This window comes from Vibrio sp. 1078-1 (genome assembly GCF_033340475.1).
Window position 1 is genome coordinate 106,029 of sequence record NZ_JAWOWM010000002.1, and the last position, 14,015, is coordinate 120,043.

General features: G+C 43.2%; 12 protein-coding genes. 5 read left to right on the top strand and 7 right to left on the bottom strand.

Annotated features, from left to right (window positions below):
- Positions 1–43: 43 nt before the first annotated feature.
- The 5 genes from xthA to dinG form a co-directional block, all read right to left on the bottom strand.
- Complete coding sequence (xthA, locus tag R7190_RS04410) at positions 44–850, bottom strand: exodeoxyribonuclease III (protein ID WP_005378433.1); 807 nt, start codon at positions 848–850, stop codon at positions 44–46.
- Positions 851–945: 95 nt separating this feature from the next.
- Positions 946–1,110 carry a pleiotropic regulatory protein RsmS gene (gene rsmS, locus R7190_RS04415; RefSeq protein WP_005378432.1) on the bottom strand — a complete coding sequence of 55 codons (165 nt, stop codon included), beginning with the start codon at positions 1,108–1,110 and terminating at the stop codon, positions 946–948.
- Positions 1,110–1,655, bottom strand: a complete 546-nt coding sequence (locus R7190_RS04420) for a primosomal replication protein (protein ID WP_033905048.1) — start codon at positions 1,653–1,655, stop codon at positions 1,110–1,112. The genes rsmS and R7190_RS04420 overlap by 1 nt, the downstream gene beginning before the upstream one ends.
- Positions 1,652–2,437, bottom strand: coding sequence for a sulfite exporter TauE/SafE family protein (locus tag R7190_RS04425; RefSeq protein ID WP_005387866.1), 786 nt, complete (start codon positions 2,435–2,437; stop codon positions 1,652–1,654). Before R7190_RS04425 ends, R7190_RS04420 begins: the two co-directional genes overlap by 4 nt.
- Positions 2,438–2,451: 14 nt before the next feature.
- Entirely contained in the window at positions 2,452–4,527 is a 2,076-nt protein-coding gene (gene dinG, locus R7190_RS04430; RefSeq protein ID WP_042522117.1) for an ATP-dependent DNA helicase DinG, read from the bottom strand.
- Positions 4,528–5,042: 515 nt separating this feature from the next.
- Between dinG and R7190_RS04435 the strand changes: the two genes are divergently transcribed.
- Both R7190_RS04435 and R7190_RS04440 read left to right on the top strand, forming a co-directional pair.
- Positions 5,043–6,122, top strand: coding sequence for a porin (locus R7190_RS04435; protein WP_005378424.1), 1,080 nt, complete (start codon positions 5,043–5,045; stop codon positions 6,120–6,122).
- A gap of 76 nt (positions 6,123–6,198) precedes the next feature.
- Positions 6,199–6,876: a DUF2057 family protein gene (locus tag R7190_RS04440; RefSeq protein WP_017634732.1), complete on the top strand. Its 678-nt coding sequence runs from the start codon at positions 6,199–6,201 to the stop codon at positions 6,874–6,876.
- 85 nt (positions 6,877–6,961) lie between these two features.
- On the opposite strand, the gene R7190_RS04445 is transcribed toward R7190_RS04440, so the two are convergent.
- The gene (locus R7190_RS04445) at positions 6,962–7,663 is read right to left on the bottom strand and encodes a pseudouridine synthase (protein WP_318137517.1); all 702 of its coding nucleotides are present in this window, start codon (positions 7,661–7,663) and stop codon (positions 6,962–6,964) included.
- Positions 7,664–7,974: 311 nt separating this feature from the next.
- Between R7190_RS04445 and R7190_RS04450 the strand changes: the two genes are divergently transcribed.
- Positions 7,975–10,200, top strand: coding sequence for an NADP-dependent isocitrate dehydrogenase (locus R7190_RS04450; RefSeq protein WP_005378404.1), 2,226 nt, complete (start codon positions 7,975–7,977; stop codon positions 10,198–10,200).
- Between the two features lie 183 nt (positions 10,201–10,383).
- Here the strand turns inward: R7190_RS04450 and cspD are convergent, their stop codons facing one another.
- Positions 10,384–10,602 carry a cold shock domain-containing protein CspD gene (gene cspD / locus R7190_RS04455; RefSeq protein ID WP_005378407.1) on the bottom strand — a complete coding sequence of 73 codons (219 nt, stop codon included), beginning with the start codon at positions 10,600–10,602 and terminating at the stop codon, positions 10,384–10,386.
- 704 nt (positions 10,603–11,306) lie between these two features.
- On the opposite strand from cspD, the gene clpS reads away from it, so the two are divergent.
- Both clpS and clpA read left to right on the top strand, forming a co-directional pair.
- Positions 11,307–11,627 carry an ATP-dependent Clp protease adapter ClpS gene (gene clpS / locus R7190_RS04460; protein WP_005378419.1) on the top strand — a complete coding sequence of 107 codons (321 nt, stop codon included), beginning with the start codon at positions 11,307–11,309 and terminating at the stop codon, positions 11,625–11,627.
- A gap of 50 nt (positions 11,628–11,677) precedes the next feature.
- Positions 11,678–13,945, top strand: a complete 2,268-nt coding sequence (gene clpA / locus R7190_RS04465) for an ATP-dependent Clp protease ATP-binding subunit ClpA (RefSeq protein ID WP_005387879.1) — start codon at positions 11,678–11,680, stop codon at positions 13,943–13,945.
- Positions 13,946–14,015: the final 70 nt, after the last annotated feature.

Consider the following 14,015-nt stretch of genomic DNA (forward strand, 5'->3'; position numbering starts at 1 on the left):
GACTAAGCTTAGCGTTGAGTCTCGCTTATAGCTTTGCAATATATTACTTAAATGTTGACCAGATTGGTGCGTGATCTGAAGGCTTCTCGATACCACGAAGCTCATAGTCGATACCAGATTCAATACACTTTTCCGCTAGAGAAGGGGTTGCCAAAATGACATCAATTCGTAGGCCACGGTTATCATCAAAACCGCGAGAACGGTAGTCAAACCACGAAAATTGATCGTTCACCTCTGGGTATAGCTTACGGAAGGTGTCCACAAAGCCCCAGTCTAGTAAGGTTTTCAACCATTCGCGCTCTTCAGGTTGGAATGAACATTTACCTGTTTTTAGCCAACGTTTACGGTTTGGTTCGCCGATACCGATATCTGCATCAATAGGGCTGATGTTGATGTCACCCATAACAATCAATTGCTCGTCGTTATTGTGATGATCGTTTAGGTAGGTCATCAGATCTTTATAGAATTGGCGCTTGTATGGGAATTTGGTTTCGTGGCTGATGTTATCCCCTTGAGGGAAATAGCCGTTTAGCACAGTGACCTTTTCGCCGTTTTCATTTAAAAACGTTGCCATGATCATGCGCTTTTGATGTTCCTCGTTATCCGTCGGGAACCCTTTTTGTACGTGTAGAGGCTCTTGCTTACAAAGCATTGCTACGCCGTAATGTGCTTTTTGACCATGGAAATACACTTTGTAGCCCATGGCTTCGACAGCTTCAATCGGGAATGCTTCATCGTGAACTTTAATTTCCTGAAGACCAATCACATCAGGTTGGTGTTTGTCGATTAGCGCTTGGAGTTGGTGCAGTCGCGCACGTAGTCCATTGATGTTAAAGCTGATTACTTTCATTATTTATCCTTTTGGGGGCGTACTTTTTTATGAATAGTATCATTGTGTAAGAGCACTGAAAATGAGTCTCGGTGAAAGGATTGAAACGCTCTGAGCTACTTTGCTTTTAATTTGTTTTCTAAGTCGTTTTGCACGATCTTTAAAGCGTTAAGCGCAACTTCTGGATCTATCTCATTGCTCTCAAGCAAATAGATTAAATCGACAGCCAGTTTGATCTCTTCAGGTGCGTCATCTAAAGGCGAGGTTGGTTGATCAGCCATTATTGATGTTTTTCCCTATGTGTAATTTGGTTCTCTAGCTTAAGAAGTGCTGCTTCACAACGCGCTAAACGTTGCTCGGTTGCTAGTAATACTTTTTGAGCGTCGGCACGCATAAAACTCGGAGCGCTTTCGACAGCACGTTCTTTTTCTAACACCATCTCGCGCAAGCGTCTTGCCCACTCTTGGTGTTGAGCGAGTTCCTGATAAAGCACGTTGATAGGCTTGCGGAAATAGCTGCTATGTTTGATTTCATTCTTACGAATTTTAGTGGTAGAAATCTCGCGTTGAATTGCACCGATTTGCGCCACTAACCGTTCAGTGAGGTACTCAGCACGCAAAGCGGTGAGCTTACCTTCATTTTGCTCACGCACAATCGCATCCAGCGTGGCTTTTGCTTCTTTTACGCAAGGAGTAAGTAAGCGAGAGCGGCAACCAAATAAACGCTCATCAAAAAGCGGAACATGATGTTCGCCTCTTTGACGGTCAAGAACAGCGGCTTGCTTCGCCATTTGTTCTAGATTTTCCTGGAGTTGAGAAATGTTCATGACAAGCCTACAAACCATGCGTCATAAGCCAATTTAATGGCTAGTATGCTGACGACAGTAACAAATACAGGACGAATGAATTTAGAACCAAATCTAATAGCGGAGTGCGCGCCAACAAAAGCACCAGCCATTAAACATACTCCCATTGTTAAGCCTAGCACCCAGTTGATGTGTCCGAGGAATGCAAAAGTGATCAAAGAGGTAAAGTTACTGGTAAAGTTCATTGCTTTTGCTAAGCCAGAGGCGAGCAAGATATTCAGTCGGTACAGCGCCATTGAACTTACTGTCCAAAAAGCCCCAGTTCCAGGCCCTGCGAGTCCGTCGTAGAATCCTATGGATAAGCCTTGCATGTACTGTTTTTTATGAAGTTTTGGGCAAGGCTCGGGTATTGGACTTTGATGAGCAGAGTGGGGTGTTTTATGAAAAACGGTATACAACGCTGCCGCCAAAATAACAAGCGGCAATCCTTTTTCCAGCCAATCCGTACTAATCGCATCTACAAATAGCGTACCTAATGTCGCTCCGACGAGTGTTGCCACGAATGCACGCCTCCAGCATTGAGGTTTGAATAGACGTTTTTTGTAGTACGTAAATGCTGCAGTAGAAGAAGCAAAGGTAGCGGCAAGTTTATTGGTGCCTAGTGCAATATGAGGCGGCAAGCCTAGCGAAAGTAGAGCAGGTACGGTAAGCATGCCACCACCACCGGCAACTGCATCAATAAATCCTGCGACAAAAGCGACAAGCGCCAACACCAACAGCATGGTTGGCTCAATCATTTCCATAAATGGTGATTCTTCTAATATTCTATTTTACGTTTAAATGGAGGTAGTGAGTCGATTAAGGCTTGTCCGTATCGCTTAGTGACTAGGCGTCGATCAAGAATCGTTACTCTACCAGAATCTCTCTCTTTACGCAGTAAGCGACCTACGCTCTGGATCAGCTTTTTGCTTGCGTCTGGTACAGTTATTTGCATAAACGGGTTTCCTCCTTTTTTCTCAATGTATTCGGAATGAGCCTGCTCAACAGGGGAGGTTGGAACGCCAAATGGAATTTTTGTAATCACCAAGTTTTCAAGTAATTCGCCAGGTAAGTCTAGCCCCTCAGAGAAACTGCCAGTACCAAATAAGACGCTGGTTTTATTTGATTCTATTAACTTTTTATGTTTTTTTAGAATTTCTTGACGTGAGCTTTCACCTTGAACTTGCAACGCCCAGCCTTTTTTTATGAACTTCAAAGAGAGTGCCTTCGCGACTTGGTTCATCTGCCAATAGGATGAGAATAATACTAAGTTGGCTTTCTTGTCTTCCAAGTACTTAGGCAATATCTCGATAAGATATTCAGTAAATTGAGGCGCTGGTGGTTCATATTTCATCGCAGGGATGAGCAATTCTGCCTGGTTTTGGTAATCGAATGGTGACGCAAGCGCTAAAAACTGAGTGCCTGATTCTGGTTTTCCATCAATACCAACCTGATGGCAAAAGTAATGGAAAGAGTTTAATGCACGCATCGTTGCGGAAACCAAAATGGCGCCAATACATCTGCTCCAAATCTGTTGGTCGAGTTGCCATCCAATTTCAAGTGGCGAAACACTCACAATGAAATCACCCTCGCGATCGGGGTGGGTTTCTAACCAGCGAGCTAAAGGCGCACCTTTTTCACGAGTTGGTTCAGCCATTAAATGCCATACTTGCGCTAGGTTTTCTAACCTTTGAATGTAGAAACCGAGCTCTGCAAGCGCTGGTTCAGCCAACCTTGTCGCAAGCTCCCCGTCTTTTACTCTTTCCGCAATAAGGTCGGCAATTTTTGCCACGCTCTGATTTGCTTTTTTACTGAACTGTTTTAGTTCTTTGGATTGGTTCTCTAGCCACTCAGGTAGTTCACCGTGTTCGAAGCGGTAGATACCCTCTTCAAATTGAGCTGGGTCGAACTGTTTGGGCAATTGAGTCAGTGCCGGTATCAAGTTCTGAACCGCGTCTTGAAGGTCGTTGCGAAATCGAGCTACGCGTTTCTCGTCTGCGAGTGATGAAAACTTACTAATCGACTGATTTAACTTCTCAAGCCATGCTGCCGCACCTTTTAAACTCGCAGATGCTGAAGCATGGTCACGAGCGACGTGAGGTAAGTGATGTGCCTCGTCGAAGACGTATATCGTATTTTCTGGCTCAGGTAAAATCACGCCGCCACCTAAATCTGCGTCTGCCATGACAAGAGAGTGGTTAGCAATGATGACATCGTTTTTATCCAACTCTGAGCGCGCTTTTTGGAATGGGCAGCCGCGGTGGCCTGGTAAACTGTTATTGCAACTGTGTTTATCACTGACAATCAGTTGCCAAAGCTTATCGTCGATGGGTTTAGGCCAAGAATCACGGTCACCGTCCCATTTACCTTGCGCAAGAGAGCGATGCATTGTTTCTAACAGCTCTATATCTTTTTGCTTAGGTTTGGTTTCAAACATGGCTAACTGGCCACCATCAGCACCGCTAGCAGTAGCGAGCTTTTCAGCGCAACAATAGCGTTGACGGCCTTTTGCCAAAATAAAAGAAAACTCTCGGTCGGTAATCCGACGAAAAAGAGGGAGGTCTTTATTTATGAGCTGCTCTTGCAGAGCGACGGTCGCCGTTGAGATAACCACTTTTCTATTGTTATGTACAGCCACGGGAATGGTCGCCATTAGATAGGAGAGCGATTTACCAATTCCAGTCCCTGCTTCTGCAACGAGTATTCGGTTAGATTTGTGATACTGACCGCACAGCGTTTTTGCAATCTCTGCAACAAGGTAGTTTTGTGCTCTTCTAGGCACAAAGTTATCAAGTTGATCTTGAAGGTTTTGATAGCTATTACGAATCGATTTTTGAATGTTACTGGTCAGCATACGGGCCTCAAATGCGTTGGAGGCGAATAGTAGCACACATCACTAGTTGTACAGTAGTTCACAAAACGGAATGCTTTTATAAGGAATGTAGATCTCCTTCACAAAAAAATATTGAACCTTATCTTAATGAAATTAATTTCATTATATGAAAAATATAAAACTCCAACTTGGTCTGATTTGTGGGTTTTTATTCTTTTTTTTGTTTTTTTAAATTTACTTATTGGATTAAAAAACCATTTGTTGATGATTTTGTAAATTACAAATAATAATGGAGATTGGTTAGATGTTCGTCGAATAAATAAAGGTAAACTTATCAAGTTATTGTTTTATAATGGTATTTTGTTTTTTTTACATTGGTATTTAGAAAATTTGACAGCCAGAATAATCTTTTGCACTCTTAGCTCCAGATTTTGAGGAGGTGCTGTATAACGTTTTGTTAACGCTCTACCTCAAACATATAAAAAAAGGGAACCGGACAAGGATATCCCGAACTAAGAAAAGGCAGTGGATTAATTATGAAAAAAACTCTATTAGCACTAGCTGTAGTTGCGTCTGCAACTTCAGTGAACGCAGCTGAAGTATTCAAATCTGAAGAAGGTTCTGTAGATTTCTACGGTCAGCTACGTCCAACTCTTCTATTCACAGAAAAAACTGATCACACAGCAGAGCTAAACACTAGCTCTTCTCGTACTGGTGTGAACGCGGTTTACGTTGTTGACGAAAGCCTAAAAGTTCTGGGTGAAGTTGAAATCGGTGTTGCTCTAGGTGACAACTACGACGCAGGTGCTGATTCAAGCGAGCGTACAGATGACTCTGTATACGTACGTCGCCACATCATCGGTTTTGATATGGGTGATATGGGTACTCTTCGCTTCGGTAAAGAAGGTACTTGGGCTGATGACGTATACTTCGCAGATTACTCTTACTTCTTCGGTGGTAACGCAGCGGAAACTGCATACGGTCACGCTTGGAACAACGATTCTCAAATCAAATACGCTTACGAAAATGACGCATTCTGGCTAAAAGCTGGTTACGCGCTAGGCGAAAAAGATTCTAACGAAGAAGTACTAGAAGTATTCGTTGGTAAATCTTTCAACGACCTATCTCTACACGCTGGTGTACTTACTGCGAACAACGACATCAACGTAACTAAAGAGAAAAAACTAGTTCTTAATGGTGTAGAGCAAACAGTTTCTCACACAGAGCGTACTGATAACGAAAACCTATCTTTTGAAGTAACTGCTGAGTACGCACTAAACGAGCACACTCTAGGTGCTACGTACTACTACAACGAAAACGAAGATAAGCTAGGTAAATCAACAGTTGATTCACACTACATCGTTGTAGCTGGTATGTTCGCTGTTGCTCCTAAAACAACTCTATACTCTGGTTACGAGTACCTAGCTCAGTCTACTGACGAAGCAGGTAAAGTAGACGCAGACTCCTCTTGGTTCTACGCTGGTGTTGAATACAAGTTCTCTAAATGGGCACGTGTATTCGCAGAAGCGGGTTACACTTTCGAAGGTACTGACTTCGACAACAAAGACACAGACGACGCAACTAACTTCGGTGTTGGTGCTCGTTTCTACTGGTAATCAATACCCAGTTTGATATTGTAAGACCCAGCTATATGCTGGGTCTTTTACTATGAAGATAAGGATGAAAAATTCTATGCAGTTATCATTAAAAGTGGCAATGGCACTGTCTATTTTTGCCAGTACAAACCTCTACGCTGCAACGACTTTAGTGGTTCCAGAAGACGTGAAGTTATTGGCCGTCAACATGGAGAAGCCAGATCTAGAAGGTGGTCTTTTTTCTAGTGAGAAGACAATCGAACTACCTGACGGAACGAATCAAATTGTCTTCAAATATCAACCTACATTCGAAATTAACGAAAACCTTAAGACGGTTTACAGTGATGTAATCGTTGCTAAATTTGATGCTGAAAACGAAAAGCTAACGTTTGAACTACCAGAGTTTAAAACTCTTCGCCAAGCGCAAAACAACATCTCGCCTCTAGATTGGCAATTACTGGATACCAAAGGCCAACCTATTGCTTTGGTCGAAGATGTATTAGAGTCAGATGGTGTTCAAATTGGTCGTAATTACCCTCAAGAATCTCGCAACTACAATATTGCTGGCGGTATCGCGAGTGTTGCCGTTAGTTATGTAACTGTGAATCAGCATCAACAATCAGTAAGTGATATCGAGCCTCGAGTTGAGACTAGTGATACCCGTTCAACAGCCGCATCGAACGACAGCCCAATGGTTGATGTATTAAAGACGATGTACCAGAAAGCGTCTCCGGCGGAAAAAGAGGCATTTAAAAACTGGCTTGCTGAGCAGTAATCCCTTAGTTCATTAGATAGGGCTTAACTGAAAAAGTACGAATCTAAAAAGCAGGCTTTAAGCCTGCTTTTATCTTTTCTGCTTATTAGAGAGAGATTTCTCTCCATTCACCAGGCATTAGGTCGTTAAGGACGATATCACCCATCGAATGACGAATGAGGCGCAAAGTAGGGAAGCCAATGTGCGCAGTCATGCGACGTACCTGACGATTTCTTCCTTCAATAATGGTAATGGCTAACCAAGTGGTAGGGATATTTGCTCGAAAACGGACCGGAGGGGTTCTGTCCCAGACTTGTGGTTCTGGAATTACTTCAACTTCGGCCGGTAGAGTCATACCATCTTTTAGCTCTACTCCCTTTCTCAATTTTTCAAGATCTTGCTCCTGAGGAGCGCCATCAACTTGAACCCAATAAGTCTTCGGCGATTTTGACTTTGGCTGCGTTAACTTCGCCTGCAAGATGCCATCGTTAGTGAGTACCATCAAACCTTCGCTGTCTCGGTCCAATCGGCCAGCCGCATAGACATTTTTGATCGGGATATAGTCCGCTAACGTTTTGCGACCATCGCCATCGGTAAATTGACTGAGCGTATCGTAAGGCTTATTGAAAATAATGACTTTGCGATCTTTAGGGGCCACTTTTGGCTTTTGGCTTTTTGTTGGGTGATTAGGGCGGCGGTCTTGCTGAGTACGAGTCTTCGAGCCATTGCGAGCTCCTGAGTGTTTAAAATGGCCCGTTTTAGACTGGTTACGACTGCGACCTTTTTCCTGACCTATACGAGATGACATGTTAACTACCCTGCAAAAATGTAAATGAACTGTGTTTGAAAGTTTTAAGTTTTCTCATGATCGGATATGATTTGCGCGCCTAAAACTAACAAACGCGCACAGAATGATAGACTAATTCGTGTTATTTGTTTAATTATATCAGTGCACTCATGGATTCAGAGCTTAGAGCTTCAAACTACAACAAAGAGTGCGAACCGCATGTGGCGTTAGTGAGGAGACATGTACTGCTAACGTGCAGCAATGCGTCAATTAAACCAACTCAGACGCTGAGTTGATCAGCCAACAAGTTGATTAAAAAATAGGGAAATTTCATGCCTACAGAAAAACCTACAATTATCTACACCATCACTGATGAAGCGCCGGCGCTAGCAACTTATTCATTACTACCAATCATTCAATCATTCACAGCATCGTCTGGCATCAATGTAGATACTCGTGATATTTCACTAGCAGGTCGAATTATCGCTAACTTCCCAGAGCATCTAAAAGAAGAACAGCGCATTGGCGATGCGTTGACTGAGCTTGGTGAACTAGCTCAAACTCCAGAAGCAAATATCATCAAGCTACCTAACATTTCAGCTTCAGTTCCTCAGCTTAAAGCGGCGATTAAAGAGCTTCAGGCGAAAGGTTACGATTTACCAAACTACCCAGAAGAGCCGAGCACGTACGAAGAGAAAGCGATTAAAGCGGCTTACGACAAAATCAAAGGTAGTGCGGTTAACCCAGTACTTCGTGAAGGTAACTCAGACCGTCGTGCTCCGACTTCGGTTAAGAACTACGCGAAGAAAAACCCACACTCAATGGGTGCATGGTCAGCAGAATCTAAGTCTCATGTTGCGAGCATGTCAGACAATGACTTCTTTGGTAGCGAAAAGTCTACAACTATCTCTGGTGCAACAGAGGTCAAAATCGAGTTTGTCGGTAATGATGGTACAGTTAAAGAGCTTAAGTCTGCGTTCCCATTACTAGATAAAGAAGTCATTGATACTTCAGTAATGAAGAAGAAGGCGTTGGTTGAATTTTTCGAGAAAGAGATTGCTGAAGCGAAAGCGCAAGACGTGCTGCTGTCTCTTCATATGAAAGCGACGATGATGAAAGTTTCTGACCCTGTCATTTTCGGCCATGCCGTAAAAGTTTACTACAAAGACGTTTTCGATAAGTACGGTAAGCTGTTTGAAGAGCTAGGCGTTGATGTAAACAATGGCATCGGTGATGTTTACTCAAAAATTGAGTCTCTACCTGAAGCGCAAAAAGCAGAAATTGAAGCGGCCATTCAAGCGGTTTACCAAACTCAACCAGAACTTGCGATGGTTGACTCTGATCGTGGTATCACAAACTTACATGTACCAAGTGACATTATTGTAGATGCTTCTATGCCAGCAATGCTTCGCTCTTCGGGTCAAATGTGGGGACCAGATGGTAAACAAAAAGACACCAAAGCGATGATTCCAGATCGTAGCTACGCAGGTATTTACCAAGCGGTTATTGATTTCTGTAAAGAGCACGGCGCATTTGATCCAACCACTATGGGTAGCGTACCTAACGTTGGTCTAATGGCTCAGAAAGCTGAAGAGTATGGTTCTCACGACAAGACATTCATTCTAGACGCTGCGGGTACTGTTCGCGTTGTTGATGCTTCAGGTAACGTACTGTTAGAGCAAGCGGTTGAAGAAGGTGATATCTTCCGTATGTGTCAGGTTAAAGACGCACCAATCCAAGATTGGGTTAAACTAGCAGTGACTCGCGCACGTGCAACAGGTGTTCCAGCTGTATTCTGGCTAGATGAAAACCGCGCGCACGATGCTGAGCTCATCAAGAAAGTAAACGCCTACCTACCAGATCACGATACTGACGGTCTAGAGATTAAGATCCTATCTCCTGTTGAAGCTTGTAAGTACTCACTAGAGCGTATGAAAGCGGGCCTAGATACTATCTCTGTTACAGGTAATGTTCTTCGTGACTACCTAACAGACTTGTTCCCAATTCTCGAGTTAGGTACGTCTGCTAAGATGCTATCTATTGTTCCATTGATGAATGGTGGTGGTCTATTTGAAACAGGCGCTGGTGGTTCTGCTCCTAAGCACGTTCAACAAGTAGAAAAAGAGAATCACCTTCGTTGGGATTCTTTGGGCGAGTTCCTAGCGCTTGCAGCTTCGTTAGAGCATTTAAGTGTAGCGACAAACAATCCTAAGGCTCAGGTTCTCGCAGATACACTAGATAAAGCGACCGGTGAGTTTTTAGACACCAACAAATCTCCGTCACGTAAAGTGGGTGAGCTAGATAACCGTGGAAGCCACTTCTATCTTGCACTTTACTGGGCGAAAGCGCTTTCAGAGCAAACGGATGATGCGGATCTTGCTGCTGAATTTGCACCAATTGCAAAAGCGCTGTCAGAGCAGGAAGAAACGATCGTTGCTGAGCTAAATAATGCGCAAGGCGTGAAAGGTGAGCTAGGAGGTTACTACTTACTAGACGATGCATTGGTTTCTAAATTGATGCGTCCAAGCGAAACCTTTAACGCAATCATTAACAAGTAAGTTAGTGTAAAAACACGTCGTTTTCGGCGTGTTTCCTATCCTGTAAGTGCGTTGTAAGTGTTCCTTTTGTAACACGTGCTCTAAATAGTAAGAAACCCGCTATCTTGGCGGGTTTATTTTTCTCTTCAAAACATCAACGTGGCGTTTCGAGAGCAATATTTTTATATTTCGACAGCGCTCTAATTATTTGGCTTGGCCTTCAAGAGGCACGACGCTACTCGCGTGACAGCCTTTGGGACCTTTTTCAATCTCGTAAGAGACTTGTTGGCCTGCTTTCAGTGTACGATAACCGTCCATCTGGATAGTTGAGTAGTGGGCAAAGATATCTCCCTCTTCTTCATCTGAACAAATAAACCCAAATCCTTTGGCATTGTTAAACCACTTTACTGTACCTGTAGCCATGCTTTACATCCCTCATGCATTTTTTACTGATGTTGTTACTGCAACCAAGTTATACCTTTAACTTGGTACTACCATTGTCAGCGAATGCCAACAAACGTCAAATCAATGATAAGTCACATTCATCAAACCACTTAAAGAAGAGAGGTTTCAAAATGATGATTTATGCATCGACACTTTCCACTGTAGTCAATGAATTTCGACAGTCAATAGCAGTGAGCAACAAACAGAAACATAATTGAAAACAAATCACTTTTGAGATTAACAAATTTGCAAACAGTTTTTCGTATATACGCAGAAGTTTAGTCAATTTGCCTATGAAGTGGCTCATACTGAAAAAGCCATACTGTCCGTGTTGCTTATGGGAGAAGAATCCTCTGACTGAATAAAAAATGAAGTTTTCGTGATAATTACCGTATTCTCAATGAGGAAGTGTGATCCAGATAGAAGATGATGGGGTGGTTTGCAATAGTCCGAAAGCAATAAATAGAAAGTTCTTTTATAAGAAAAAATGTGTAACTTATCGACAAGCATCTTTTATTTGCACCGTATCAAGACGTGCATTAGTCTCTATATTAGGTAGCAACTTTTATCGATCAAAGATCGAATTCGGTGCCATAACTCACTACACCGCGCTGCACGCTTGTGGTAGATTGTTTTTATAGGTCGAAAACATCAACCCTTTGATACGATATCTTTAGATTGCCATGAGTAAAAATTTTGAATGGGTCACTCCGGACTCTGATCTTCTGGAGCGAGAAAGTACGAAAGTCCAGCCACCTAAGCTGTACAATGTCGTACTCAATAATGATGACTATACACCTATGGATTTCGTCATAGAGGTGCTTGAGCGATTTTTCTCACATGATATTGATAAAGCAACTCAAATCATGCTTCAGGTCCACTATGAAGGAAAGGCAATCTGCGGCACATACAGCGCAGAAATTGCCGAAACAAAAGTAGCGCAAGTTACGATGTACGCAAGGGAAAATGAACATCCGCTACTTTGCACTATGGAGCAAGCGTAAACAAAGAAGACTTGCTCGAACAACCCCAGTTGTTTTTTCGGGAGGTACTTATGCTAAATAAAGAACTAGAGTCAAGCCTTAACGGTGCATTTGCTCGGGCGCGAGATAAACGCCACGAGTTTATGACTGTCGAACACCTCCTACTTGCATTGTTGGAAAATGATGCAGCTAAGGAAGCCCTTCTAGCTTGTAAGGCGGATCTTGACGCTTTACGCAACGAACTCGATATTTTCATCGATCAAACTACGCCTCTTATCCCAGATAGTGATGAGACGCGTGAAACGCAGCCGACTTTGAGTTTTCAACGTGTACTACAACGCGCCGTCTTTCATGTACAGTCGTCTGGTCGTAATGAAGTAACAGGCGCCAACGTGCTTGTTGCTATCTTCAGTGAACAAGAGTCGCATGCCGCTTACTTACTGAAGAAAAATGACATCTCCCGATTAGATATTGTTAACTTCATCTCCCACGGTATTACTAAAGCATCAGGTGCAGGTGAGGATTCATCATCAGACTCGTTTAGCTCAGAAAGTGTTGAAGAGCCTAATTCTGAAGAACGCCTAGAAAGCTTTGCGACGAATCTTAATCAAGTCGCTAAAGATGGAAACATCGACCCACTCATTGGACGTGATAAAGAGTTAGAGCGCACTATTCAGGTACTTTGTCGACGCCGCAAGAATAATCCACTACTAGTGGGTGAGGCAGGGGTTGGTAAAACAGCCATTGCGGAAGGTCTTGCATGGCGAATTGTCGAAGGGCAGGTCCCTGAGGTCATTCAAAACAGCGTGATTTATTCACTAGATATTGGCTCTTTGCTCGCTGGTACCAAATATCGCGGTGATTTTGAAAAGCGCTTCAAGGCGATTTTGAAACAACTTGAAAAAGAAGAAGATGCCATTTTGTTCATCGATGAAATACATACCATCATCGGTGCAGGCGCGGCATCTGGTGGTCAAGTCGATGCAGCAAATCTTATTAAGCCTCTTTTGAGTAGCGGTAAGTTGCGTTGTATTGGTTCGACGACATACCAAGAATACAGCAACATTTTCGAGAAAGAGCGTGCGTTGTCTCGCCGTTTCCAAAAGATAGACGTTGTAGAGCCTTCATTAGATGACACAACTAAAATCTTGATGGGCTTGAAGCCGAAGTACGAAGCTCACCATGAAGTACGTTATACCAATAAAGCACTGCGTGCCGCGGTAGAACTGTCGGCTAAATACATTAATGAACGCCATCTACCAGATAAGGCCATTGATGTCATTGATGAAGCTGGTGCGCGTAGTCGTCTTGCTCCTGCAAGCCGTCGTAAAAAAACGGTCGGAGTGGCTGATATCGAATCAATGGTTGCCAAAATGGCGCGAATTCCAGAGAAGTCGGTTTCTTCTTCAGATAAAGACATTTTGAAAAACTTAGATAGCAAAATGAAGATGTTGGTATTTGGTCAAGATAATGCGATTGATGCATTGTCCGAGGCGATCAAGCTGACACGTGCAGGTTTGGGTGTAGACAACAAACCTGTTGGTTCATTTTTGTTTGCAGGCCCAACAGGGGTTGGTAAAACAGAGGTGACAGTGCAGTTATCTAAGCTTCTAGGTATCGAGCTACTTCGTTTTGATATGTCTGAGTATGGTGAGCGTCACTCCGTAAGTCGCTTAATTGGTGCGCCTCCTGGTTATGTCGGTTATGACCAAGGTGGTTTGCTAACTGATGCTGTTATTAAGCACCCACATTCAGTCGTATTACTTGATGAGATTGAAAAAGCGCACCCTGATATCTTTAACCTGCTGTTGCAAGTCATGGATAACGGTACGCTAACGGACAACAATGGTCGCAAAGCAGACTTCCGTAATGTCATTCTTGTTATGACAACTAACGCAGGTGTGGCGGAAACCGAGAAGAAATCAATTGGTTTGATTCAACAAGACAACAGTCACGATGCAATGGCGGAAATTAAGAAGGTGTTTACTCCTGAGTTCCGTAACCGTCTTGATAACATCATCTGGTTTAACAGCCTTGATGAAAGCGTTATCCATCAAGTGGTTGATAAGTTCATTGTTGAACTGCAAGTGCAACTTGATGCGAGAGGCGTTTCAATGGAAGTATCGCAAGACGCTCGCCATTGGTTAGCACATAAAGGTTATGACAAAGCTATGGGGGCTCGCCCAATGGGGCGGGTTATCCAAGAACAGCTTAAGAAGCCTTTAGCTAACGAACTGTTGTTTGGATCTTTAGTTGACGGCGGTACAGTGAAAGTAACGCTGGTCAACGATACGCTTGAGTTTGAATACTTAAGTGAGAAAGAGACAGCGATGCATTAATCGTTATTCGGTAACAAACGCAAAAGCGCACGAGAAGATCGTGCGCTTTTTTATCTGAACTAAATCGGAA

Bases quoted from the DNA above. Each gene is read 5' to 3' on its own strand.
- R7190_RS04445 (WP_318137517.1), bottom strand. From the start codon at position 7,663: ATGTCATCTCGTATAGGTCAGGAAAAAGGTCGCAGTCGTAACCAGTCT.
- R7190_RS04435 (WP_005378424.1), top strand. From the start codon at position 5,043: ATGAAAAAAACTCTATTAGCACTAGCTGTAGTTGCGTCTGCAACTTCA.
- xthA (WP_005378433.1), bottom strand. From the start codon at position 850: ATGAAAGTAATCAGCTTTAACATCAATGGACTACGTGCGCGACTGCAC.
- rsmS (WP_005378432.1), bottom strand. From the start codon at position 1,110: ATGGCTGATCAACCAACCTCGCCTTTAGATGACGCACCTGAAGAGATC.
- dinG (WP_042522117.1), bottom strand. From the start codon at position 4,527: ATGCTGACCAGTAACATTCAAAAATCGATTCGTAATAGCTATCAAAAC.
- R7190_RS04450 (WP_005378404.1), top strand. From the start codon at position 7,975: ATGCCTACAGAAAAACCTACAATTATCTACACCATCACTGATGAAGCG.
- cspD (WP_005378407.1), bottom strand. From the start codon at position 10,602: ATGGCTACAGGTACAGTAAAGTGGTTTAACAATGCCAAAGGATTTGGG.
- R7190_RS04440 (WP_017634732.1), top strand. From the start codon at position 6,199: ATGCAGTTATCATTAAAAGTGGCAATGGCACTGTCTATTTTTGCCAGT.
- clpA (WP_005387879.1), top strand. From the start codon at position 11,678: ATGCTAAATAAAGAACTAGAGTCAAGCCTTAACGGTGCATTTGCTCGG.
- R7190_RS04425 (WP_005387866.1), bottom strand. From the start codon at position 2,437: ATGGAAATGATTGAGCCAACCATGCTGTTGGTGTTGGCGCTTGTCGCT.
- R7190_RS04420 (WP_033905048.1), bottom strand. From the start codon at position 1,655: ATGAACATTTCTCAACTCCAGGAAAATCTAGAACAAATGGCGAAGCAA.
- clpS (WP_005378419.1), top strand. From the start codon at position 11,307: ATGAGTAAAAATTTTGAATGGGTCACTCCGGACTCTGATCTTCTGGAG.